Consider the following 21,672-nt stretch of genomic DNA (forward strand, 5'->3'; position numbering starts at 1 on the left):
TCACGGATGGCGCGCCCGGAAGGACGATAGAAGATGGTCGAAAAAGTCCCGATGCTCGCCGAAGGCTATGAAAAGCTGACTGCGGACCTGAAGGTGCTGCGCGCCGAACGCCCCAAGATCGTCGATGCGATCGAGGAAGCGCGTGCGCATGGCGACCTGTCGGAAAATGCCGAATACCACGCAGCCAAGGAGCGCCAGGGCCACGTTGAAGCGCAGATCGGCGAGCTGGAAGACCAGATCAGCCGCGCGCAGATCATCGACCCGACGACGCTGTCGGGCGACAAGATCGTGTTCGGCGCCACGGTGACCCTGCTCGACGATGAGGACAAGCCGGTCAAATACCAGATCGTCGGCCCCGCCGAGGCGGACGCCAAGCAGGGGCGGATCACCTATTCCTCGCCGCTCGGCCGCGCGCTGATCGGCAAGAGCCTGGGCGAGGAAGTCGAAGTGACGGTGCCGTCGGGCGACAAGTTCTACCTCGTCGACAAGATCGCTTTCGTCTGAGACGACACACATCGAAATCGAAAGGGCGCTCCGTTCGGGGCGCCCTTTTTCGTTGCGGTGCTAGCGGCGCGATGAGGCCATCCGGTCGTCCGCGCTTGCGGTGGGGAAGCTGGGCCACTCCCCATTGGCCAGCGCCATGCGGCTTTCCGAGGTGGAGCCGGCCTGGCGTTCGTACATCCAGTAGTTCTTGAGCACGATCGCGACATAGCCGCGGGTTTCCCAATAAGGGATCGATTCCATGTACAGCAGCGGATCGTCCTGGTCGCGGATCTCGGTGTTCCAGCGGGTGATCGGGGTGAGCCCTGCATTGTAGGCCGCCATAATCTTGAGCAGATTGTCGCGCGTTGCCGGCGTATCGCGCAGCATTTCGAGATTGCGCTGGCCGAAGGCGAGATTGACCCGCGGATCGGTGAGATCGACCGCGCCGGGGTTCATCCCCAGCGATCCGGCATGCTGGCGGACGGTGATCGGGGTGATCTGCATCAGCCCCTTGGCATTGGCCGGGCTGACCACCGAGGTGCGGAAAATCGATTCCTGCAGGGCATGGGCAAAGGCGAGCGCGGGATCGACGCGCCATCCGCCGACCGGCTGCCAGCGCACCGTGGGATAGCGCGCCGCCGGTTCGTAATTCCCGCCCGAGGGCGCATTGTAAGCCATCCACAGCTGCGTCTGCGGCAGGCCCAGTTCACGCGCGAGGCGGGTGAGGGCGCGGTGCTCGCGCGGATCGCCGATCTTGGCCTGGTAGCGCAGCACTTCATCGGCGCGCGCATCTTCGCCCAGTTCGACGAGTTTCACCGCCAGCTGGACGTTTTGCAGGCCGGACAGATCTTTCCAGTCGTCGCTGCTGAAATCGGGGCCGCGATGCGGATCGGGCAACTGCGTGCCGAGCGCGGCGGCGGCGATCATGCCGTAAAGCGTCTCGTCGCGGCGGGCGGCGTCGCGCAACAGGCCCTGCGCCTTGTCGGGCTGGCGACAGCGAATGTCGCTGCGTGCCTGCCAGTAGAGCGCGGCGGCGGTCAGTTCCTCGTTTTGCGACCAGTAGGAGCTGCGCTGAAACGCATCGGCGCTCGTCGCGCAATCGCCGAGCCGCCACGAGGCCAGTCCCGCAACCCACCAGCCTTCGGCGATCCAGGCACCGCTGCCACCATCTTCGACGGTCCGCGCCAGCGCCAGGGCTTCGGCGTCGCGGTTCTCGATGTAATAGCTCCAGGCAACGCGCTGGCGCCATTCGGCGCGCGCTTCCGACCCCAGCTGCGGGTCGATCTCGTTCAGCAGCGCATGCGCACCCGACGGATCGTCATTCGTGATCGCATCGCGAATCCGTGCCTCGACATCGGACGGCATCGATCCGTCGGACGCGGGACGCGGCTTGATCCGTTTTGGGCTGTAGCCGGTCGAGGAGAGGCGTCGCGTGGCCGGCAGGTCGGGCATCTGGTCTGCTCCGCGACGGATCGCGAGGCGTCCGATCTGCTCGGCCTGCGGCAGTTCGCCGCTGCGCGCGAGCCAGTCGTTGAGGCGATCGAGCGGGATCGTGGGAGAATTGGCGTCGAGAAAATACTCGGCCATGACGAGCTTGTGCAGCGCGCTATTGTCGCCTTGCGCCAGAAGCTGCTCGACCGCATCCCAATCCTCGCGCGCGATCGCGGCGAAAACCTGTGCGTAATAGGCCTTGTCCTTGTCCGAGAGCAGCGCCGGCACGTTCGGCTCGGCGGAGAAGGATTGGTAATAGGCGGTGGTCGAAGGATTGGCGGCTGCTGCTTGCGGTATGGCACACAGTCCCGCGATCGCGGCCAGACCGATCGTGCGAAGCTTCGCGTTTGGCATAGCTGCCTATTTCCCTGTCCATTCCAGCCAATCCCGCCAGAGCCGGGCCTTGGTTCGCGGTGCCTTGCGCATCGCGGCCAGACCGGTTCCTGCGAGGATCGGAACCTCTAGGTCTTGTTGGTTAAGACCGCGTAACGCGTAATCGCGTTGCGCCGGATCGTGCTGCAAAATCGACCGGGCGTTGTTGCCGAGCACAAGCACGCCCGTCGGCCGAACCAGCGCGATGTGGCGCCAGGCGACCGCGCCCAGATGCGCGCTGTCATCCCAGTTGCGGGCGGGATCGTATTGCGGGGCGATGCTCGCGCGATAGATATTCGCTTCATCGAGCCCGGTGGCGCGCAGAAACGCGTCGAGCAAACTTCCGTCGGGTCCGCTCAGCAATTGCGCGCGATCCTCACGCTCGGGCTGCGAAACGAGCACCATCAGCGCGGCTTCGGACGGGCCGCGCGGCGCGATACGCCCGGCCGTTCCATCTCCCAACGCGTCCTCGGTCAGCCACCATTGCTCGAAATCGGCGAGGTCCGTCGGCCAATGCTCGGGGGCGGGCAGGGAGGGGCCGCGCGGTTCTTCGGGCGCGCGTACGGGCGTAGGCGTGCTGCCTCCTTGCGAAGTGTCGCTCGCCGACGCATCGGTTTCCTCTTCCGGCTGCGCAAGAAATCCGCTCGCATCGTCGGAATAGGCATAGTCGACCCCGGCCTCGCGCCACCATGCGATGACCGCTGCCATTGCTTTTTCACCGGCAATTTCGCGCGTTTGTGCCAAGGTTCCCCCATAGGCTATCGTTGCGTCACCCTTGACCGCGCGGGGCACGGCAGGTCAAGGCATACAGCACATTCTTCACGCGCGAGAGGCGAGGCATGAGCGAACGCGAATCCATGGAATATGATGTCGTCATCGTCGGCGGTGGGCCGGCGGGTCTGGCGGCGGCTATCCGGCTTAAACAGATCGACGAGGAACTGTCGGTCTGCATCCTGGAAAAGGGCTCCGAAATCGGCGCCCATATCCTGTCGGGTGCGACGATCGATCCCAAGGCGCTCGACGAGCTGCTCCCCGATTGGCGCGACGATGGCTGCCCGCTGGCCGAAACGCCTGTGATCGACAACCAGCACTGGATCCTGACGAAGGGTGGCAAGCACGAGCTGCCGCACCTCTTCATGCCGCCGCTGTTCTCCAACGACGGCAATTACACCGGCTCGCTCGGCAATCTGTGCCGCTGGCTGGCCGATAAGGCCGAAGGGCTGGGGGTCGAAATTTTCCCCGGCTTCCCCGCCGCCGAAGTCGTGTTCGACGACAATGGCAACATCAAGGGCGTCGCCACGCGCGACATGGGGATCGCCAAGGATGGCAGCCACAAGCCCGACTACGAACCGGGCATGGAACTCCACGGCAAGTACACCTTCTTCGCCGAGGGCGCGCGCGGGCACCTGTCCAAGCACCTGATCGAGAAGTTCGACCTGCGCGCCGATGCGCAACCGCAGACATACGGCCTCGGCATCAAGGAGTTGTGGGACATTCCGGCCGACAAGCACGTGCCGGGCCGGGTGATCCACACCCAGGGCTGGCCGCTGTCCGAAAACGACGCATGGGGCGGGGGCTTCCTCTACCACCAGGCCAACGGACAGGTCGCGCTGGGTTTTGTGACGGCGCTCGATTACGCCAATCCGTACATCTTCCCGTTCGAGGAATTCCAGCGCTGGAAACAGCATCCGGCGATCCGCGAAGTGCTCGAAGGCGGCAAGCGCATTTCCTATGGTGCGCGCGCAATCAACGAGGGTGGCTGGCAATCGGTGCCCAAGCTCGACATGCCGGGCGGCGCGCTGATCGGCTGTTCGGCCGGCTTCGTAAACGTGCCGCGGATCAAGGGTACGCACACCGCGATGAAAAGCGGGATGCTCGCCGCCGATGCCGCCGCCGCCGCAATCAAATCGGGCCGCGCGCAGGATAGCCTCTCCGAATACGATCAGTCGCTGCGCGACAGCTGGATCGCGACCGAATTGAAGCTCGTCCAGAATGCCGAACCGCTGGTCGCCAAATTCGGCGGCGCGATGGGGACGCTGCTGGCGGGTGCGGATCTGTGGATGCGCACGCTCAAGATCGGCCTGCCGATTGCGATGAAGCATCACAAGGACAACGAGGCGCTCCAGCGCGCCGACCTGTTCTCGCCGATCCAGTACCCCAAGCCCGATGGCGTGATCAGCTTCGATCGCCTGTCCTCGGTGTTCCTGTCGAACACCAATCACGAGGAAGACCAGCCGAGCCATCTGGTGCTCAAGGACCCGGACATTCCGGTGGATTACAACCTGCCGGTCTTCGCGGGGCCGTCGGCGCGGTATTGCCCGGCGGGCGTGTACGAGTTCACCGGTGTCGAAGAGGGCAAGCCCCAATTCGTGATCAACGCGCAGAACTGCGTCCACTGTAAGACCTGCGACATCAAGGATCCGCTGCAGAACATCGAATGGACCGTGCCCGAAGGCGGCGGCGGTCCGAACTATCCGAATATGTGATGAGTGAATCCTCCCCCCCGCGGGGAGGATATGACCATGCGCGAAACCGCCTATGCCAAGATCAACCTCGCGCTGCATGTCCGCAAGCGGCGCGAGGATGGCTATCACGAGCTTGAGACGCTGTTCGCGTTCGTCGACGGGGGCGACACGCTCACCGCGCGTTCTGCTGCGAAAGATCGCCTGACGGTCACGGGCGAATTCGCCGGAGCGCTCGACGATCCGTTCGGCAATCTGGTGATGCGCACGCTCGGCAAACTGCCACGGCCCGACGGGCTCGACCTCACGCTCGAGAAAGCGCTTCCGGTCGCGGCGGGGCTGGGCGGCGGTTCGGCCGATGCCGGCGCGGTGTTCCGCCTCGTCGAGGCGATGCATGGCTTGCCCGACGATTGGCATGACCGCGCCACATCGCTGGGGGCCGACGTCCCGGTCTGCGTGAAAAGCGAAACCGCGATCGGCCGCGGGACGGGGGCGGATTTCGTGCCGGGACCAGGCGATCTCGCCGGAACGCCGGTGCTGCTGGTCAATCCGCGCGTTCCGCTCGCCACCGGTCCGGTGTTCCAGGCATGGGACGGCAAGGATCGCGGCGCGCTGTCCGAAGGTACGGCGCGCGAGATCGCGCTGGCGGGCCGGAACGATCTCGAAGCGCCCGCGATCGCGAATTGTCCGGCCATTGCCGAGGTGCTCGATGCGCTGCGCGAGAGCTCCGCGTGGCTGGTTCGCATGTCCGGATCGGGCGCAACCTGCTTTGCGCTGTTCGGCGACGAGTCGGCGCGCGATTCATACGCTTCATTGACACGTGTTCGGCACCCGCAGTGGTGGCAGCTGAAAGGTAATCTGCGATGAGCGATGTCGCCCGCATCGTCGGCGAACCGCGTTTCGGCGGCATCCTGGTGGTCTGCGACCATGGCGGGAAAAGCGTCCCCGACGACGTCGATCTCGGCATCGATCCGGCACTGATCGAGCAGCATATCGGGCACGATATCGGCGTCGCCGAGATCGCCGAGCGGATGGCAAGCAATCCCGGTACGGCTGCTTTTATCGCCAATTTCAGTCGCTTGGTGGTCGACCTCAATCGCGAGGCGAGTGATCCCGCGGCCTTGCCCGAGGAGAGCGACGGGCGCGCCATGCCCGGCAATCGCGACGTCGATCGCGACGCGCGCCTGGCGGCCTACCATGCCCCGTTCCATGCCCGGCTCGAAGCGCAGCTCGACGCCGCGCCCCCCGCGCTGATCCTGTTCCTCCACAGCTTCACCCCCGCCATGCAGACCGACGACACCCCGCGCCCCTGGCAGTGCGGCGTGCTCTACGAGGGCGACGATCGCGGTGCGATGATCGCGAAAATCCTGCTGGAAAAAGAAGGGCTTACCGTCGGCGATCAGCAGCCCTATTCGGGCGCTGTGTACAATGCGACGATCAGCCGCCATGCCGAGGAGCCGGGCAGGCCCTACCTCTATCTCGAAGTGCGGCAGGACCTGATCGGAGATGCAGCAGGTCAGGCCGAGTGGGCCGAATGCCTGCAGCGCGTGTGTAACCGGATCGCGATGGAGTTGATGTGAGACAGCTATTCCTGGTGTCGCTCGCGGCGCTTGCCGCCTGCTCCCAACCCGCCGAATCGGGCGATCCAGCGCCCGCGCCCGAAGGCGAGAGCATCGCCTGCGCGCTGGGGGGAAGCGAGAGTTTCGACAGCCGCTGCATTCTCGAGCGCAAGGACAACGATGTCGTCCTCCACCACCCGGACGGAAGTTTCCGGCGCTTCCTGTTCTACCCCGATGGCGGTGGCCTGGTCGCGGCGGATGGTGCCGACAGTTCGAGCCAGAAGATCGACGGCGACTGGTTGCTGCTGAGTGTGGGCGGCGATCGTTACCGGGTGCCCTTCATCGCGAAGCGCCGCGACGATGGCTGATCCGGTCGTCACCGCCGACGAGATGCGCGCGGCCGAAGAAGCGGCGATCGCAAGCGGCACCTCGGTTGAAGAACTCATGCACCGCGCGGGTGAGGGCGCGGCAGAATGGATCTGGCGTCTCTGCGGTGGACGGGCGGTCACGGTGCTTTGCGGGCCCGGCAACAATGGCGGCGACGGCTATGTCATCGCTCGACACCTGCGCCAACGCGGCGCTTCGGTGAGCGTGGTCGCCCCGCTCGCACCAGACACCGATGCCGCGCGGGCCGCACGCGCCGACTGGGGCGATTCCGTCTCCGAAAGCTGGGACGAGGCAGGCGGCGAGGTGTTCGTCGATGCGCTATTCGGCACCGGCCTATCACGTGGGCTATCCCCCGAGCATCAACAGCTTCTCCACAGGCTCGCCAACAGGCATGTCAACAGCGTTGCAATCGATTTGCCGAGTGGCGTTTCAAGCGATGACGGCGCCCTGTTTGACGATATTCCGAGCTACGATCTCACCGTGGCGCTGGGCGCGCTGAAACCGGCTCATGTCCTGCTTCCCGCCGCGCCGCATCTGAGCATGGTCCGCTGCGTCGATATCGGGCTTGGCGATATCCATTACCGCGCCGAAACTCTCGATCGCCCGCAGATCGCCGCGCCGAAATCGGATGCGCACAAATACTCGCGAGGCCTAGCCTTGGTTGTCGGCGGTGCGATGCCGGGGGCGAGCCTGCTCGCAGCCCGCGCGGCGCAGGGCGCAGGCGCAGGTTTCGTCCAGCTCGCCAGCAACGAAGCAGGCGCGGTCCCGCACGATATCGTTCAGATCGACGGCGAACTCGAACATGCACTCTCGGACGAACGGATCGATGCCGCACTGATCGGGCCCGGCCTGGGACGCGATCAGGACGCGAGCCATCGGCTTCAACGCTCGCTGGCCGCCGGCATCCCGCTCGTCATCGATGGCGACGCATTGCGCATCATCACGCCCGCCGCGACCCGGTTCGAGCGCGAATGGGATGACAGCATCCTCACGCCGCATGAAGGCGAACTCGCCTCGCTCGAGGAGAATGGCGGGCTGGAAAAGCGCGGAAGCAAGCTCGATCGCGCGCGCCGGGTGGCCGATACCTATGGCACCATCGTCATCGCCAAGGGGCCGGATACGATCATCGCTTCACCCGACGGACACTGCGTCTGCGCGCCGCGTTCGCCGAGCTGGCTCTCGGTGGCAGGATCGGGCGACGTGCTCGCAGGCATCGCCGTGGCCCGGCGCGCGACCAGCGAGGATGGCGATGCCTTCGATGCGGCTTGCGAGGCCGTATGGTTGCATGCCGAGGCCGGGCGAATCGCGGGTGCCTCCTTCGCTGCAGGCGAGCTTGCCAATTGCGTGCGCGCGGCGCTGGAGCGCTGCCTGTGAGCGAGACGATCATCCGCTTGGCCGCGCGCGGCGATGGCGTCACGGCGAATGGCAGGCACGTTGCGGGTGCGGTGACGGGCGACGAAGTGAGCGAGGACGGTGCGATCGAACCCGGTCCGCATCACGTCGATCCGCCGTGCCGGCATTTCCCGCAATGCGGCGGGTGCCAGCTCCAGCATGCCGATGCGGTAGCCCTCGAGCAATTCGTGCGCGAGTGCGCGTCTTCGGCGGCCGAGGGGCAGGGGATCGACGTCGGGACGGTGCAGCCCGCGCAACTCTCCCCTCCCAAGACGCGCCGCCGCGCGACGCTTCATGCGATGCGCGCCAGCGGCCGGATCGTGATCGGCTTCCGTGAGGAGAAGTCGCACCGGATCGTCGATCTGGCTGAGTGCCACGTGCTCGACCCTGCGCTGTTTGCGCTGGTTCAGCCACTGCGCGATCTGCTGACGGCGTGGCCGGGCAAGCTCGCGCTCGATATCGTGCTCACGCTTGCCGACCAGGGTATCGATTGCCTGCTGTCGGGGCTCAAGGTCGAAGAGCTCGCGCAGGAAGAGCTGCTGCGCGATTTTGCAGGACATTATTCCCTCGCGCGGCTCGCGGTTGATGACGGGCTCGGCCCGGAGAACCGGTGGGAGCCCGAGCCGGTAACGATCACGCTGGGCGGGATTCCCGTCACCATGCCGCACGGCGCGTTCCTGCAGGCGACACCGCAAGGCGAGGCGGCGCTGGTCGGTGCGGTGGTCGAGTGGGTTGCCGGGGCGAGGGTGGTGGCCGACCTGTTTTCAGGGCTGGGCACCTTCTCCTTCCCGCTGGCCGAAGGGCGCAAGGTCCTGGCGGTCGAGGCGTCACGCGATGCGCATCTGGCGTGCAAGGCGGCGGCGGGCGTATCGCGCCGCGATGTGCATGCGCTTCACCGCGATCTCTACCGCAATCCGCTGCGGCCCGAGGAAATGGCCGGTTGCGACATGGTGGTGCTCGATCCGCCGCGTGCGGGAGCGCGGGCGCAGGTCGAGCAACTCGCGGCCTCCAAGGTGGAGCGGATCGCCTATGTCAGCTGCAACCCGGTAAGCTGGGCGCGCGATTGCCGTGCGCTGGTCGACGCCGGATGGCGCTGCATCGAGCTGCGCCCGGTCGGCCAGTTCCTGTGGTCCACCCATATCGAGCTCGCGAGCCTGTTTGTCCGCGAGCCCGAAGGCGGCTAAAACGGGCGCGGGCCGAGCGGGATGTCGAACACCGCAATCCCGCCGATGAAGACCAGCGCGAGCAGGACCACCATAGACAGCGAATAGAGCGCAAAGCGGACCATCACGCGGTTGATCGTGGCCTGCACCAGCGAGTGCAATACGCGCAAGCCGACATAGGCCCAGCCCAGCCACATCGCCATGCCATCTCCCGCACCGATGATCGCGAGCACGATGGCGACCGCATAGAACACCGTCGGTGCCTCATGCAGATGGTTGTAATTGTGCGTCTTCCACTGGGCCTCGGGCGGCAGCTGACGACCCATTTCTGCGGTGTCGCGGGCGTCGTCGGGCTCGATCCCCGCTGCGTTCATCGCGGGGATCCGGGCGAGGTACATCCAGAACCACATCACCATCGTCCACGCCGCCAGCGCGACGACGGGCTGGAGGATTCCCATCCCGATCATCCGAGCGGTCCACTGCCGGCGAACAGCGTGACGCTGAGCGCGCGCAGGACGAGTACGAGCAGGCACAGCGTCGAGAGGATGAACAGCACGAAGCGCACTGGCACGCGATTGACCGTGGCCTGCCACAGTGAGTGGACGATCCGGATCGCGACATAGGCCCAGGCGAACATCGCATCGAGCCCGTTGGCGCCCATGATCGCGAGGATGATGACGGTGGGATAGAAGATCGTCGGCTGTTCCATCAGGTGCGCATAATTGTGCGCCTTCCACTGGACCTGCGGCGGCAGTACGCCTTCCAGATCCTGCCCGCGCCCGCCCGGAGGGGCTTTCGACAAGTCCATCTCGGCCTTGGACATGGCCGGGAAACGCGTCCCCGCGGTCCAGAACAGCATGATGATCGACCAGAACACCAGCACGGCGGCCGGAGCGAGTATTTGAGCCTGCATTTCTATCCCCTCTGTGAACCGGCGAGCCTAGGCGAGTGCGGTGCGAATGCAAGCACGCCCAAGCCGCTTATCCCAGCAGCGTTTCGGCAAAACGCGCCGCATCGGTGTTCCCTCCGGTGAGCATCACGACCGTGTGGGAATCGACCGGCACCTTGCTCGCCAGCACCGCCGCCAGCGCCACCGCGCCGCCGGGTTCGACCACAAGGTTGAGCTGACCGAAGGCGAAGCGTTGCGCCGCGCGCACTTCATCGTCGGTCACGGTGACACCCGGTTCGGCGCGCCCGCGCAGGACATCGAGATTGATCTGTTTGGTGGCGGTGGGCTGGAGCGCGTCGCAGATCGTGCGGGGCGCATCGGGCGCAGCGTGGACGATCTCGCCTGTCGCCAGTGCCCGACCCACCATGTCCCAGCCCTCGGGCTCGACCGGCACGATCGCGCTGCCGGGACAGCCGAGCGCGAGGCCCGCCGTCAGCCCGCCGCCGCCGCAGCACACGACGAAGCGCGAAGGTGCGGTGCCGAGCTGGGCAGTCGCTTCGACGCCTGCGCTGCCCTGGCCCTCGATCACCCATGGATCGCCGAACGCATGGACCAACGTGGGCGCCGCTCCGTTCCGCTCGGCCCGCTCCGCAATCAGTTTCGCCGCGACCTCGTCGCGATCCTCGCCGGGCCGGTCGTAGAGGACGATTTCGGCGCCCAGCGCGCGGGTCGCTTCGAGCTTCACCTGAGGCGCGTCGCGCGGCATCACGATCGTTGCATCGATCCGTAGCCGCCGTGCTGCCCAGGCGACGCCTTGCGCATGATTGCCGCTCGACACTGCGACCACGCCCGCGCGTCGTTCCGCGTCGGTGAGGTTGGCCAGGCGCCACCATCCGCCGCGGATCTTGAACGCGCCGATCGGTTGCAGGCTTTCGACCTTGGCACGGCACGTCACGTCGCCGATCGTGATCGGCAATAGCGGCGTGGGCGGCAGGATCTCGGCGATCGAACGGGCCGCGGCTTCGACGCCTTCGCGAGTCGGAGTGCGCAGCCTACTCATCGGTTCGTCGCTCCTGCAGCACGGATGGACCGCGTGTTACACAGTCCAGACAAGAAAAAGCATCCGATTGCACGACGCCCGGTCAGCGGGAAAAGCGATGAAGGGGCGGGAAGTATCATGCCGTCCTTCTGCCCGTTTGCGTGCGGGTAGGAAAGCCTCGGATCATGTTGCGATGCCAGTGCATTGGATTATGTGGGCGGCAGAAAAACGGTCCCGGCATACGCAGGGACATTCAACGCACACGAGACAAGGCCCGCCTTCACAGGGGGCGCAGAAAGAGACGAACATGAGCAAGGTATTGGTGATTGGCGCGGGTGGAGTGAGCTCGGTCTGCGTGCACAAGATGGCCCAAGTAAACAAGGATGGGAACGCCGACATTTTCGGCGAAATCCACCTCGCGAGCCGCACCAAGTCGAAGTGCGACAGCATTGCCGCCAGCGTGAAAAAACGCACTGGCGAGACGGTGGCGACCTACGAGATCGACGCCGAGGAAGTCCCGGCGATGATCAATCTCATCCGCAAAATCGAGCCGAGCCTCGTCGTGAACCTCGCGCTGCCGTACCAGGATCTGCCGATCATGGATGCGTGCCTCGAAGCAGGCGTCGATTACCTCGACACCGCCAATTACGAACCCAAGGACGAGGCCAAGTTCGAATACAAGTGGCAGTGGGCCTATCACGACCGCTTCCGGGAAGCGGGCCTGATGGCGCTGCTGGGTTCGGGCTTCGATCCGGGCGTCACCAGCGTCTTCACCATGTGGCTCAAGAAGCACAAGCTGAAGAGCATTCGCCAGCTCGACATCCTCGATTGCAATGGCGGCGATCACGGCCAGGCCTTTGCCACCAACTTCAACCCGGAAATCAACATCCGCGAAGTGACCGCGCCCGCGCGGCATTGGGCCAAAAAACCGGGGGAAGCCGGCGAATTCGTCGAGACCCCGGCAATGGGCAAGAAGATCACCTTCGATTTCGAAGGCGTGGGCGAGAAGAACGCCTACATGATGTATCACGAGGAGCTCGAAAGCCTTGCCAAGTTCAATCCCGAACTGGAGCGCGCGCGCTTCTGGATGACCTTCGGCGATGAATACATCAAGCACCTGACCGTGCTGCAGAATGTCGGCATGACCCGGATCGACCCGATCAAGTACAAGGGCCAGGAAATCATCCCGCTGCAATTCCTCGCCGCCGTGCTGCCCAAGCCCGAAAGCCTCGGCGAAACGACCAAGGGCAACACCAATATCGGCGTCATCGCCACCGGCGAGGCGCTCGACGGCAGCGGCGAAAAGACGTTCTACATCAACAATATCTGCAGCCACGAAGCGGCTTACGAGGAAACGGGCAACCAAGCCGTGTCCTACACCACCGGCGTGCCCGCGATGATCGGCTCTGCGATGATGGTCACTGGCAAATGGTCGGGCGACGGCGTGTTCAACATGGAAGAAATGGACCCCGATCCGTTCATGGACATGCTCAACGAACACGGCCTGCCGTGGCAGGTGAAGGAACTCGACGGGCCGGTGGATTTCTGACCATATGCATATCGGTGGCACCTCTATAGAGGCCGTCAAAGGCGATATCGTCACGATGGAATTCGATGCCATCGTCAATGCCGCCAATTCCTCGCTACTGGGCGGGGGCGGCGTAGACGGTGCGATCCACCGCGCGGCTGGACCGGACCTTGTTCACGAATGCCGCTTGCTCGGCGGCTGCAAGACCGGACAGGCAAAAGCGACGAAGGGCTATCGCCTGCCCGCGAAGCACATCATCCACACCGTGGGCCCGGTTTGGCGCGGCGGCGAAAACGGTGAAGCCGAGCTTTTGGCGAGCTGTTACCGGGAATCACTGGATCGCGCGATCGAAGTCGGTGCGCGAACGCTCGGCATCCCGGCCATTTCGACGGGTATCTATGGTTATCCGCTCGACAAGGCTGCGAAGGTCGCGGTCGATACGATCGCAATCTTTGTCCGCGACAGGCCGGGTGCATTCAAACATATCGCGCTGGTCTGTTTCGACGCTAAGGCGCTGACTGCGTTTAACGCCGCGCTGGAGGCCGTTTGAATAGCCATAGCGAACGAGCGATCAGCCGTTCGCTCGACGTCCTGAATACGCCAGTGCCAGCCTGATCGCCGCCCATACAACGCCCAGTGCCGCGGTTGCCTTCAGCAGCAGCGCCATGTCGGGCTGGTAGATGGCAAGCGTCGAGATCGAGACACCGAACAGCTGCGGGATCAGCACCAGGCACACCCACGCCACCGCCGCCATGGCGAGCAGCGGGAACCACAGGCTGAAACGGCCGAAAGCGCTCGATCGTTTGGAGCGCAATGCGCCGCGCTTTGCCCACGCCCAGACGATCGCCAGCAGCAGGATCAGCGGCGCGGCGGCCAGCGCGAGGAAATTGATTTTCCGCATCGTGCGGCCACTGTCGTCGGCCTGCGGGAGGTCGAGCGCGCGTGCGACGAGGCCGAACCGCAAATCGGTCGTCTCGGCAAAACCCATGCCGCCATTGGCGTTGGTCAGCACGACGACGCCGCGCCGCTGCGCCGGGATCATCGCCGCGATGGTCTCGAAGCCGGGGCTGAGCCCGGTGTGGTAAGCGCTGCCGTCCTCGGCATCGAGCATCCACCCGAACCCGTAGCCGGGGGAGGCATCGCTCGCTGGCTCCAGCATCCGGGTCTTGCCGGCTGCGCTAAGGATATCGTCCCTGCCGTTCATCATCATCCGCAGGTAACGCGCGAAATCGTTCGCCGTGGAGACGATCCCGCCTTGCGGCGCGGAGCCGAGGCCGGGAGCTGGCGCGCCGGTCCGCCGCATCGATCCGAACCAGGGTGAGTATCCTTGTGCCAATTCCGTGTGCTGTTCGTCGCCCGAGACGTAGGTGTGGTCCATGCCGATCGGCCGGAGGATGTTGGCCGTGATATAGGCCGGGTAGGGAAAGCCGCCGACCCGCTCGATCACGCGGCCCAGGATCAGGTAATTGGCGTTGGAATATTCCCATCGGGGGCCGGGCGAATACGCCGGTTGCTGCTGCGCATACCAGGTCGCGCGGCGGGCAATGGCATCGGCACCGGTGTCGGTCTGGGTGGGCGCGCTGTTGCCCTGCAAGGTCGAATATCCGCTTGTATGGCTCAGCAATTGCCGGATCGTGATCGCGCCTGCGGGCCGCCCCTTGAAGTCCGGCAGGTAGTCGGAAACCGGCGCATCGGGATCGATCTTGCCCGCTTCGACCAATTGCATGATCGCCAGCGCGGTGAAGCTTTTCGAGATCGAGCCGAGCAGGAACGGCGTGTCGGGAGTCACAGGCTGCGTGCCATCGGACGTGCCGCGTGCACCGGTGGTAACGGTGTCGCCCTCGATCACCGCCCAGGCCACGCCGGGTAGGGCGGACTGCTCCATCCGTGCATCGACGAAGTCGCCCAGTTCGCTCGCCGCCGCTGGCGATATGATTGCCATCAACAGCGCGAACAGCGCCAATATGCGGAGCATTCTCCGTCTCCCCCGGTTCACGCGACCCGCGACTTTGCACGCATTGGCCTGGCATCGATCGTTCGCGCGGTCACAAATCCTCGACCGGTGCATGACAAGGCTCGACTGTGTCCCTATCTGACGAGCCATGGAAACCAAAGCCGGCGATCCGGGCGCCTTTCGCCATTTCGACCTCAGCCGGGTCGACAGTCCCTCCTTCGTCATCGACGCGGCCAAGCTGCGCGCCAATTGCCAGATACTGGCCGAGATCCGCGACGAGGCCGACATCAAGGTGCTGGCCGCGCTCAAGGCGTTCAGCATGTGGAGCGTCGCCCCGCTGATCGGGGAATATCTCGACGGCGTGTGCACCTCGGGCCTGTGGGAAGCGCTGCTCGCTTCCGAACATTACGATGGCGAGATCACGACCTATTGCGCGGCCTACAAGCCCGAGGACATCCCCGAGGTCTGCCGGCTGTCCGACCATGTGATCTTCAACTCCCCGGCGCAGATTGCGCGCGCCGCGCTGATCCTCGAGCAGGAGCGCGCGCGCGGCAACGATTTCGACGTCGGCCTCAGGATCAATCCGCAAGTGCCGACCGGCGAAGTGCCGCGCTACGATCCCTCCAGCCCCGGCTCGCGCCTGGGCTTCCCGATCGACCAGCTAACCGACGAGCATATGCAGGGCGTCACCGGCATCCACTTCCACAATCTGTGCGAGCAGGATTTCGAGCCGCTCCACCGCACCTGGGACAAGGTGTTCGATGCGATCGAGCCGTATTTCGACCAGCTCGACTGGATCAATATGGGCGGAGGACACCACATCACCCGCGCCGATTACCAGCGCGAGGAACTGGTCGAATTCCTGAAGGACGCAAAGGAAGACACCGGCTGCGAAATCTATCTCGAGCCGGGCGAGGCGGTGGCGCTCGATGCGGGGATTCTCGTCGGCACCATTCTCGATACCGGGGTCAACGAAGTGCCGTTCGCGATCACCGACGTTTCCGCCACCTGCCACATGCCCGATGTGATCGAGGCACCCTATCGCCCGGCGATGCTGGACGAGCAGGGCGAGGGCACACCGGTGCGGCTCGGCGGTCCGTCCTGCCTCGCGGGCGACGTGATCGGCGATTACATGATGCCCGGCACATGCGAGCCCGGCGCGCGCTTCGCGTTTCTCGACCAGGCGCATTACTCGATGGTCAAGACAACGACCTTCAACGGTGTGCCGCTACCCTCGATCTGGCTGTGGGACAGCGAGACCGACCAGCTCGAGCAGATCCGCAAGTTCGGCTACCGCGATTTCCGCGACCGGCTGAGCTAGGTTCGCCGCTCCTTATCGAGCGTGTTGGCGAGATCGGCGAGGGTCCCGAACTGCTCGCAGGTCCGCTCCAGCAATGCGCGGTCGCGGCTGCTGTCGAGCGAACCGCTTTCGAACATGTTTTTGAGTTCGACGATCACCAGCAGCTGTCCCTCGTGGAACAGGGTGCGGATGTCCTTCCCCGCAAACGCATCCTCGATCGCGATCAGCCGCTCGCAATACAGGGGATCGACCAGATAGCGGGCTTCGGTCTGGTCGGTGGTATAGAGGTCGAACGCGTCTTCGAATTCGGGATGGACGAGCTCGGCAAGGTCGAGCTGGCAATCACCAAGGGAAATCGCATCCTTGCGCCCGCCGATCAGGAACTTGCGATAGCGTCCATCGCGAGTGAGGAGGGTGGTGCCATGGAACGGGGTGCCGAAGCCGAAGCGCATGATCGCGCCGCGAAACACGGTGACATAATGCGAGTTCTTCCCGTTGGAGCGCTTCTGTTCGAGATGCGCTTCGAACAGTTCGAACGGGTGGCCGGCAATCTCGCCGCTCCAGAAATCCTCGAAGCTGCTGCGGGTGTAGCCGGGTAGCATGTCGAACGCGCGGGCGAGCGCGAAGCTGGCTCCCGCTTCGCGCTTTTCCTCGTACATCAGGCCGACCGCTTCGGCGATCGCGCTGTTGATCCCGGTCTTCATCCGGTTGATCGCCTCGGCGCGCGGCCTGTAGGCCCAGAAGAGCGCAAACATCGCGATGGCGACGTAGATGAACGGACGCATCGCGCCGATATCGGGTATGATCGCCCACCACAGCAATGCGCCGACCAGCAGGCAGGGCACGACGATCAGGAAGCGCTTGTTCGAGGCGGCCTTGGCCTGGCGGCGGACATCGTGCTGGGTTTGCAGCCACTCGCCGAGCGGCCCTGACATCAATTGTGCCGCATCCGGCCGTTCGATCATCGCTTTCCCCCTTGCGTTTGCTTTGATACGCATTGCCGTTGGCGGCGCAAGGGATGCCGCGCGCAAAGGGGATTGCCATGGAATGGATCGTGCTCGGGATCGTGGTGATCCTGCTTTTCGTGCTTGTCGGGATCTACAACCGGCTGGTGTCGCTGCGGCAGAACGTGCGGCGCGGCGTGGCCGATATCGATGCGCAACTACGCCAGCGGCACGATCTGATTCCCAACCTGGTCGAAACGGTGAAGGGCTATGCCGGGCATGAGCAGGAGACCCTCCGGCAGGTGATCGAGGCGCGCAATGCCGCTGCCTCGGGCGAAGTGTCGTCGGGCGACGAGACCCGGCTCCGCGTCGCGCTCGACAAGCTGCTGGCGCTGGGCGAGGCCTATCCCGATCTGAAGGCGAGTGCGAACTTCCAGGAATTGCAGCGCGAGCTGGCCGACGTGGAAGACAAGCTCGCTGCCGCGCGCCGGGCGCTCAACGCGGCAGTCGCCCGCTACAACACCGGAATCGAGAGCTTCCCAGCGGTCCTCTTCGCCGGGATGTTCGGCTTCAGCGAGGCCGATTTCCATCGGCTCGACGATAGCGAGAAGGGTACGGTCGACCAGGCGCCCAAAATTGCATTCTGACCGGACTTCATCAGCGGCGATTTCCGCGGCGACCAGCTGATCCAGGTCGCCGGCTGATCTAGGCTGCTTGCGGCGTTCCCGTGTTGGGGAACATGGTGGCAAGATCTCCGCTCTCGGTCTGGTAGCACAGTCTATCCCGGCCCGACGTCTTGGCGCGGTAGAGCGCAACGTCGGCAGCGCGAAAGGCCTTGCGCGGGTCGGGCGCCAGGGCGACGAGCCCCGCGCTGACCGTGACCGGTCGTGTGATCTGCGGAACATCCCTTGCCACGCGCGCGCTCGCTTCGCCGCGTAAACGGTTGAACGCGATCGCGGCAGCTTCGATCGACGGCGCTTGCATGGCAATCGCGAACTCCTCGCCGCCGAGCCGCCAGGCCCGCACGATACCGGTATTGTCGTTCGGAGACAGCGCGTCGGCCATCACCCGCAGCACCTGGTCTCCGATATCGTGGCCATAAGTGTCGTTGATCGCCTTGAAGCGATCGAGATCGACGAAGCCGAAAAAGTCCGCGCGCTGCCAGTCGAACTGGTCGAAATCGCGGCGGTTGGGCAGCCGGGTCAGCGAATCGGTCATCGCCGTTTCGAGCGCCGAAAGCGCCACGGCGCGCTCGCGATCGCGATCCTTGCGCAAGGTCTGCGTCTGGTATGCAATCGCCACCGTCATGACGAGCGCCTGGAATGCCAGTCCGAAGAAGAACAGGTAGTCGAGCCACATCGGGGCGAAATAGAAATCGGCGCCGCGCAGCACGCGCTCGATCCCGAGCACGATCAGTGCCGACCAGGCAAGCGCGAAGCCGATGATCGATCGCTCTCCCCGCCTCAGGGCGGAGCCGATGATCCAGAACAGGACGACGATGAAGGGGATGAAGGCGAGATGGAATACCGTGCGCGCGTTGAAGTCGAACCACGTACTCAGCGGCAGGGCCAACGCGGCGACGAGGCTTCCTAACGTGCCCACGGCGAGGCCGATCTTCTGCGGGCGCGTGAGCGTGCCTTCGTCGACATGCAGGTAGAGGATTGGGGCGACCATCATCACCCCTATCCCGAGCAAGGCATAGCTGAACGCCTGGCGATCCCATAGCGGCAGATCGGGTGCGAGGATGAAGACGATCGAGCTCGCTGATAGCACATAACCCGCGGCACCGAGGGAGAAGATCGCATGGAGACCTGCGGAGACGCTGCGCATCAGGTAGGACAGCACACCGCTCAAAAGCGCGACGAGGATAAGCATCCCGGCGCACAGTGAATAGAAGAAGGTCCGGCTGAGCCGTTCGCGCGTGGCCTTTTCCGCTGCCTCGAGAGAAAGCTCGGTGGCCATCAATCGCGAGAGTGGCTGGCGCAATTCGATATAGATCGTCGACCCCGGCGCCACGTTTTCCGGCAGTGGCGCAGCGAAATAATTGCCGGGCGTCCAGTGCTGGCGCAGGTCGGCTTCGTAGAGCACGGTAAGGTTAACGGCATCGTCGGCCCCGTCGACGATCAGGGTCAGCCGCTCGACCGGCGCAGCCATTCCCCGGAGCACGAGATCATTGCCGACCGAATCAGGCAACGTCGTGCGGAGCCAGACATAGGGCGCTTCGGCAGCGCGGAAATCGGGGCGGCAATTCCACTGGCCGCTTTCCCTGGCCTCGGCAAAACCAATCGGTGTTTCGCTCACGAGCATGCAGCTGTGAGAGAAGATATCGAAGCGCTGGTCGGACGTCACATGCGCATGCGAGGCATGGCTCCACATGCCCATCAGGAGCACGCACAGCGTCGCGATGCGAAGGACGAATCTCATCACTGTGCGCCTTGTCAGGAAGTGGTTAACGAACGGTGCCCGGCAATCGAGCGGTCCTACGGTCGTCGTCCGGTCGCGAAAGTGCCACGACGCAGCGAGGCAAACCTTGCGAACGGGGGTGCGATCTCCACTTGCAGCGCTCGCGAAAGAGACTATATGCGCGGCTCGCTGCCCCAAGGGGACTTCCTAACCGCAAGGCAGCTTGTCGTTTCATGGTTTCAACAAACCGTTTTGGGGGTCCCTTGAGTTGCACCATTTCCCTGACGCCAAGGCTGTAGTCGGCGCCCTTTCGCCCGACGAACCTGTGATCCTCGACCGGCCGCACGCGGCTAGCCGCGCAGCGCGTTTCTTCGTCGAGAAATTCCCGGGCAAATCGCTTTACGCGGTGAAGGCCAATCCTTCGCCCGATCTGCTGCGCGTGCTGTGGGAAGCCGGCGTGACGCATTACGACGTCGCGTCGATCGCCGAAGTGCGCCTCGTGCGTTCGATCCTGCCGGAGGCGACCTTGTGCTTTATGCATCCGGTCAAGACGCCGCGCGCGATCGCCGAGGCCTATCACGAGCACGGCGTTAAGGTCTTCAGCCTCGACTGCCAGGAAGAGCTCGAAAAGGTTGTCACTGCCACCCGCGACGACGACGGGAACGACGCTGCCGATCTCGCTTTGCTGGTGCGCCTGCGCGTGTCGTCGGAGCATGCCGAGCTCTCGCTGGCGAGCAAGTTCGGCGTCGATCTCGCCGATGCGACCGGTCTGTTGCAGTCGACCCGCCAGGTCGCCGACACGTTCGGCATCTGCTTCCATGTCGGCAGCCAGGCGATGACGCCCTTCGCCTATGTCCAGGCGATGGAGCGCGTGCGTGCGGCGATCGTCGCAGCCTCGGTCACGGTCGACGTGATCGATGTGGGCGGCGGTTTCCCGAGCGTCTATCCCGGCATGGAACCGCCGCCGCTCGAGGATTATTTCGGCGCGATCCACAATGCTAATGAATCGCTCCCGATTTCCTATTCGTCCGAGCTGTGGTGCGAGCCCGGCCGTGCGCTCTCGGCGGAGTACAATTCGCTGATCGTGCGGGTCGAACGTCGCCGCGGGACCGAGCTGTTTATCAATGACGGTGCCTATGGCGCTTTGTTCGATGCCGCGCATGTCGGCTGGCGCTTCCCGGTCCGCAAGGTGACGGCCGAAGGGATGGCAGACAGCGCATCGCCGCTGGCCGAATTCGCCTTCTATGGCCCGACCTGCGACGATGCCGACTACATGGCTGGCCCGTTCCTGCTGCCCGAGGATATCGGCGCGGGCGATTTCATCGAGATCGGCATGATCGGGGCCTATGGCGCCACGATGAAGACCGGCTTCAACGGCTTCGGCGGCGCGACGGTCGTCACCGCCGAGGACGAGCCGATGGCCAGCCTCTATCGCGGCGATCGCGACATCGTGCGCCGCGACAATGTGGTGAGCCTGCGCTAAGGATTGACCTCGATCTCTGCCGCTGTATTGATACAGTAACACAGTGGCGGGAAAACTATGAAGAGATATGTCTGGATCGCGTTGGCGGTCGTTCTGTTGGGTTTCAGTCTTTATGTCGGCAAGGTCGTGTGGGACGATCCTGCTTGGGAAACCACCCAGCCGGAAGTCACCGGCTTGCCGCGCCATTACGCTGACGATGTCCTTGTGTCCGACGACAATCCGGTAGCGCAGATAAAGGTGTCGGATGCGTACGACTATCTCGGCGGGCAGAAATTCACGCTCTACGGCACGGTCGCAGTCGATCAGTATTTCTACGTGCAACGTGACGAGGCCGGGCATGCGCAGTCTATCATCCGGCTGCAGTTCGAAAGCGTGCTCCCGGGTGTCGATCACGCTTACGATTATTCCGATGCACCGCTTCGCACGCAGATCGACGGGCTCGATTTTTTCACGCTGACCGAGGCTGCTTCGACCGGCGGCTTGCTCAATACTCTGTTCCCCTACGGCAAGCCGGGCAGCGACCGCTACCAAGCCCACAGATTTCTTGCCTCCCACGGCGTCGAGATACCCGGCGAGTACGCATTCGCGCGCCTGGTACACATCCCGGACGAGGCTGCGCGGCACGAGATGATCGTGTTTTTCTATGACGACATGCCGAACGTGGGAATAGCGCCTGAGAATTTGGGGCCGGACGGCGCAGGTTCCGAGCAATGGGCGGATATCTCGCACGATCTGCTGGCAAAAATCACAACCGCCATCTCGTTTGCGCCGGCGCAGGATCGCAACGGCGCAGTTTCATTGGATTGAAGAAGTTGCGTCGGGG

At 64.4% G+C, this 21,672-nt stretch carries 21 protein-coding genes; 13 read left to right on the plus strand and 8 right to left on the minus strand.

The annotated features are described in order from the left end of the window. Positions 1-33: 33 nt before the first annotated feature. Complete coding sequence (gene greA, locus GRI68_RS03645) at positions 34-504, plus strand: transcription elongation factor GreA (protein ID WP_160615974.1); 471 nt, start codon at positions 34-36, stop codon at positions 502-504. A 60-nt stretch (positions 505-564) separates the two neighbouring features. On the opposite strand, the gene GRI68_RS03650 is transcribed toward greA, so the two are convergent. Both GRI68_RS03650 and GRI68_RS03655 read right to left on the minus strand, forming a co-directional pair. Further along, the gene (locus tag GRI68_RS03650) at positions 565-2,328 is read right to left on the minus strand and encodes a lytic transglycosylase domain-containing protein (protein ID WP_160615976.1); all 1,764 of its coding nucleotides are present in this window, start codon (positions 2,326-2,328) and stop codon (positions 565-567) included. Positions 2,329-2,334: 6 nt separating this feature from the next. Further along, complete coding sequence (locus tag GRI68_RS03655; protein ID WP_160615977.1) at positions 2,335-3,054, minus strand: uracil-DNA glycosylase family protein; 720 nt, start codon at positions 3,052-3,054, stop codon at positions 2,335-2,337. A 131-nt stretch (positions 3,055-3,185) separates the two neighbouring features. On the opposite strand from GRI68_RS03655, the gene GRI68_RS03660 reads away from it, so the two are divergent. From GRI68_RS03660 to GRI68_RS03685, 6 genes are read left to right on the plus strand one after another with little or no spacing between them, the layout of a single operon-like run. After that, the gene (locus GRI68_RS03660; protein WP_160615979.1) at positions 3,186-4,832 is read left to right on the plus strand and encodes an electron transfer flavoprotein-ubiquinone oxidoreductase; all 1,647 of its coding nucleotides are present in this window, start codon (positions 3,186-3,188) and stop codon (positions 4,830-4,832) included. A 30-nt stretch (positions 4,833-4,862) separates the two neighbouring features. Continuing rightward, a complete protein-coding gene (locus GRI68_RS03665) occupies positions 4,863-5,675 on the plus strand; it encodes a 4-(cytidine 5'-diphospho)-2-C-methyl-D-erythritol kinase (protein ID WP_160615981.1) in 813 nt (270 codons plus the stop codon). After that, positions 5,672-6,388: an N-formylglutamate amidohydrolase gene (locus tag GRI68_RS03670; RefSeq protein ID WP_160615983.1), complete on the plus strand. Its 717-nt coding sequence runs from the start codon at positions 5,672-5,674 to the stop codon at positions 6,386-6,388. Before GRI68_RS03665 ends, GRI68_RS03670 begins: the two co-directional genes overlap by 4 nt. Next, complete coding sequence (locus tag GRI68_RS03675; RefSeq protein ID WP_160615985.1) at positions 6,385-6,735, plus strand: hypothetical protein; 351 nt, start codon at positions 6,385-6,387, stop codon at positions 6,733-6,735. The genes GRI68_RS03670 and GRI68_RS03675 overlap by 4 nt, the downstream gene beginning before the upstream one ends. Next, positions 6,728-8,128: an NAD(P)H-hydrate dehydratase gene (locus GRI68_RS03680; protein WP_160615987.1), complete on the plus strand. Its 1,401-nt coding sequence runs from the start codon at positions 6,728-6,730 to the stop codon at positions 8,126-8,128. The genes GRI68_RS03675 and GRI68_RS03680 overlap by 8 nt, the downstream gene beginning before the upstream one ends. Next, positions 8,125-9,330 carry a class I SAM-dependent RNA methyltransferase gene (locus GRI68_RS03685; protein WP_160615989.1) on the plus strand — a complete coding sequence of 402 codons (1,206 nt, stop codon included), beginning with the start codon at positions 8,125-8,127 and terminating at the stop codon, positions 9,328-9,330. Before GRI68_RS03680 ends, GRI68_RS03685 begins: the two co-directional genes overlap by 4 nt. Here GRI68_RS03685 and GRI68_RS03690 read toward each other — a convergent pair. The 3 genes from GRI68_RS03690 to GRI68_RS03700 form a co-directional block, all read right to left on the minus strand. Next, positions 9,327-9,776: an MAPEG family protein gene (locus GRI68_RS03690; protein WP_160615990.1), complete on the minus strand. Its 450-nt coding sequence runs from the start codon at positions 9,774-9,776 to the stop codon at positions 9,327-9,329. The two genes, GRI68_RS03685 and GRI68_RS03690, sit on opposite strands and share 4 nt — an antisense overlap. Beyond that, on the minus strand, positions 9,773-10,222 hold the full coding sequence (locus GRI68_RS03695) for an MAPEG family protein (RefSeq protein WP_160615991.1): 450 nt from the start codon (positions 10,220-10,222) through the stop codon (positions 9,773-9,775). The genes GRI68_RS03690 and GRI68_RS03695 overlap by 4 nt, the downstream gene beginning before the upstream one ends. A gap of 67 nt (positions 10,223-10,289) precedes the next feature. Continuing rightward, positions 10,290-11,258, minus strand: a complete 969-nt coding sequence (locus GRI68_RS03700; protein ID WP_160615992.1) for a threonine ammonia-lyase — start codon at positions 11,256-11,258, stop codon at positions 10,290-10,292. A 286-nt stretch (positions 11,259-11,544) separates the two neighbouring features. Between GRI68_RS03700 and GRI68_RS03705 the strand changes: the two genes are divergently transcribed. Both GRI68_RS03705 and GRI68_RS03710 read left to right on the plus strand, forming a co-directional pair. Further along, positions 11,545-12,786: a saccharopine dehydrogenase family protein gene (locus tag GRI68_RS03705; protein WP_160615993.1), complete on the plus strand. Its 1,242-nt coding sequence runs from the start codon at positions 11,545-11,547 to the stop codon at positions 12,784-12,786. A gap of 4 nt (positions 12,787-12,790) precedes the next feature. Beyond that, entirely contained in the window at positions 12,791-13,315 is a 525-nt protein-coding gene (locus tag GRI68_RS03710) for an O-acetyl-ADP-ribose deacetylase (protein ID WP_160615994.1), read from the plus strand. A 21-nt stretch (positions 13,316-13,336) separates the two neighbouring features. Here the strand turns inward: GRI68_RS03710 and GRI68_RS03715 are convergent, their stop codons facing one another. Continuing rightward, positions 13,337-14,740 (minus strand): serine hydrolase domain-containing protein, encoded by a 1,404-nt coding sequence (locus tag GRI68_RS03715; protein WP_160615995.1) that lies wholly within the window; start codon positions 14,738-14,740, stop codon positions 13,337-13,339. A 127-nt stretch (positions 14,741-14,867) separates the two neighbouring features. Between GRI68_RS03715 and GRI68_RS03720 the strand changes: the two genes are divergently transcribed. Next, a complete protein-coding gene (locus GRI68_RS03720) occupies positions 14,868-16,040 on the plus strand; it encodes a carboxynorspermidine decarboxylase (RefSeq protein ID WP_160615996.1) in 1,173 nt (390 codons plus the stop codon). Here GRI68_RS03720 and GRI68_RS03725 read toward each other — a convergent pair. Further along, a complete protein-coding gene (locus GRI68_RS03725; protein WP_160615997.1) occupies positions 16,037-16,984 on the minus strand; it encodes a DUF3137 domain-containing protein in 948 nt (315 codons plus the stop codon). The two genes, GRI68_RS03720 and GRI68_RS03725, sit on opposite strands and share 4 nt — an antisense overlap. Before the next feature lie 53 nt (positions 16,985-17,037). On the opposite strand from GRI68_RS03725, the gene GRI68_RS03730 reads away from it, so the two are divergent. After that, positions 17,038-17,610 carry a LemA family protein gene (locus tag GRI68_RS03730; RefSeq protein ID WP_234028703.1) on the plus strand — a complete coding sequence of 191 codons (573 nt, stop codon included), beginning with the start codon at positions 17,038-17,040 and terminating at the stop codon, positions 17,608-17,610. Positions 17,611-17,668: 58 nt separating this feature from the next. Here the strand turns inward: GRI68_RS03730 and GRI68_RS03735 are convergent, their stop codons facing one another. Next, complete coding sequence (locus tag GRI68_RS03735; protein ID WP_160615998.1) at positions 17,669-19,387, minus strand: GGDEF domain-containing protein; 1,719 nt, start codon at positions 19,385-19,387, stop codon at positions 17,669-17,671. A 247-nt stretch (positions 19,388-19,634) separates the two neighbouring features. On the opposite strand from GRI68_RS03735, the gene GRI68_RS03740 reads away from it, so the two are divergent. After that, positions 19,635-20,849: a type III PLP-dependent enzyme gene (locus tag GRI68_RS03740; protein ID WP_160615999.1), complete on the plus strand. Its 1,215-nt coding sequence runs from the start codon at positions 19,635-19,637 to the stop codon at positions 20,847-20,849. A gap of 81 nt (positions 20,850-20,930) precedes the next feature. Next, the gene (locus GRI68_RS03745; RefSeq protein ID WP_160616000.1) at positions 20,931-21,656 is read left to right on the plus strand and encodes a hypothetical protein; all 726 of its coding nucleotides are present in this window, start codon (positions 20,931-20,933) and stop codon (positions 21,654-21,656) included. Positions 21,657-21,672: the final 16 nt, after the last annotated feature.

This window comes from Alteriqipengyuania halimionae (genome assembly GCF_009827575.1).
Lineage (GTDB): Bacteria > Pseudomonadota > Alphaproteobacteria > Sphingomonadales > Sphingomonadaceae > Alteriqipengyuania_A > Alteriqipengyuania_A halimionae.

What these genes read in the sequence shown, in the direction of transcription:
- greA (WP_160615974.1), top strand. Translation starts at nt 34, where the DNA reads ATGGTCGAAAAAGTCCCGATGCTCGCCGAAGGCTATGAAAAGCTGACT.
- GRI68_RS03650 (WP_160615976.1), bottom strand. Translation starts at nt 2,328, where the DNA reads ATGCCAAACGCGAAGCTTCGCACGATCGGTCTGGCCGCGATCGCGGGA.
- GRI68_RS03655 (WP_160615977.1), bottom strand. Translation starts at nt 3,054, where the DNA reads ATGGCAGCGGTCATCGCATGGTGGCGCGAGGCCGGGGTCGACTATGCC.
- GRI68_RS03660 (WP_160615979.1), top strand. Translation starts at nt 3,186, where the DNA reads ATGAGCGAACGCGAATCCATGGAATATGATGTCGTCATCGTCGGCGGT.
- GRI68_RS03665 (WP_160615981.1), top strand. Translation starts at nt 4,863, where the DNA reads ATGACCATGCGCGAAACCGCCTATGCCAAGATCAACCTCGCGCTGCAT.
- GRI68_RS03670 (WP_160615983.1), top strand. Translation starts at nt 5,672, where the DNA reads ATGAGCGATGTCGCCCGCATCGTCGGCGAACCGCGTTTCGGCGGCATC.
- GRI68_RS03680 (WP_160615987.1), top strand. Translation starts at nt 6,728, where the DNA reads ATGGCTGATCCGGTCGTCACCGCCGACGAGATGCGCGCGGCCGAAGAA.
- GRI68_RS03690 (WP_160615990.1), bottom strand. Translation starts at nt 9,776, where the DNA reads ATGATCGGGATGGGAATCCTCCAGCCCGTCGTCGCGCTGGCGGCGTGG.
- GRI68_RS03695 (WP_160615991.1), bottom strand. Translation starts at nt 10,222, where the DNA reads ATGCAGGCTCAAATACTCGCTCCGGCCGCCGTGCTGGTGTTCTGGTCG.
- GRI68_RS03700 (WP_160615992.1), bottom strand. Translation starts at nt 11,258, where the DNA reads ATGAGTAGGCTGCGCACTCCGACTCGCGAAGGCGTCGAAGCCGCGGCC.
- GRI68_RS03705 (WP_160615993.1), top strand. Translation starts at nt 11,545, where the DNA reads ATGAGCAAGGTATTGGTGATTGGCGCGGGTGGAGTGAGCTCGGTCTGC.
- GRI68_RS03710 (WP_160615994.1), top strand. Translation starts at nt 12,791, where the DNA reads ATGCATATCGGTGGCACCTCTATAGAGGCCGTCAAAGGCGATATCGTC.
- GRI68_RS03715 (WP_160615995.1), bottom strand. Translation starts at nt 14,740, where the DNA reads ATGCTCCGCATATTGGCGCTGTTCGCGCTGTTGATGGCAATCATATCG.
- GRI68_RS03720 (WP_160615996.1), top strand. Translation starts at nt 14,868, where the DNA reads ATGGAAACCAAAGCCGGCGATCCGGGCGCCTTTCGCCATTTCGACCTC.
- GRI68_RS03725 (WP_160615997.1), bottom strand. Translation starts at nt 16,984, where the DNA reads ATGATCGAACGGCCGGATGCGGCACAATTGATGTCAGGGCCGCTCGGC.
- GRI68_RS03730 (WP_234028703.1), top strand. Translation starts at nt 17,038, where the DNA reads ATGCCGCGCGCAAAGGGGATTGCCATGGAATGGATCGTGCTCGGGATC.
- GRI68_RS03735 (WP_160615998.1), bottom strand. Translation starts at nt 19,387, where the DNA reads ATGAGATTCGTCCTTCGCATCGCGACGCTGTGCGTGCTCCTGATGGGC.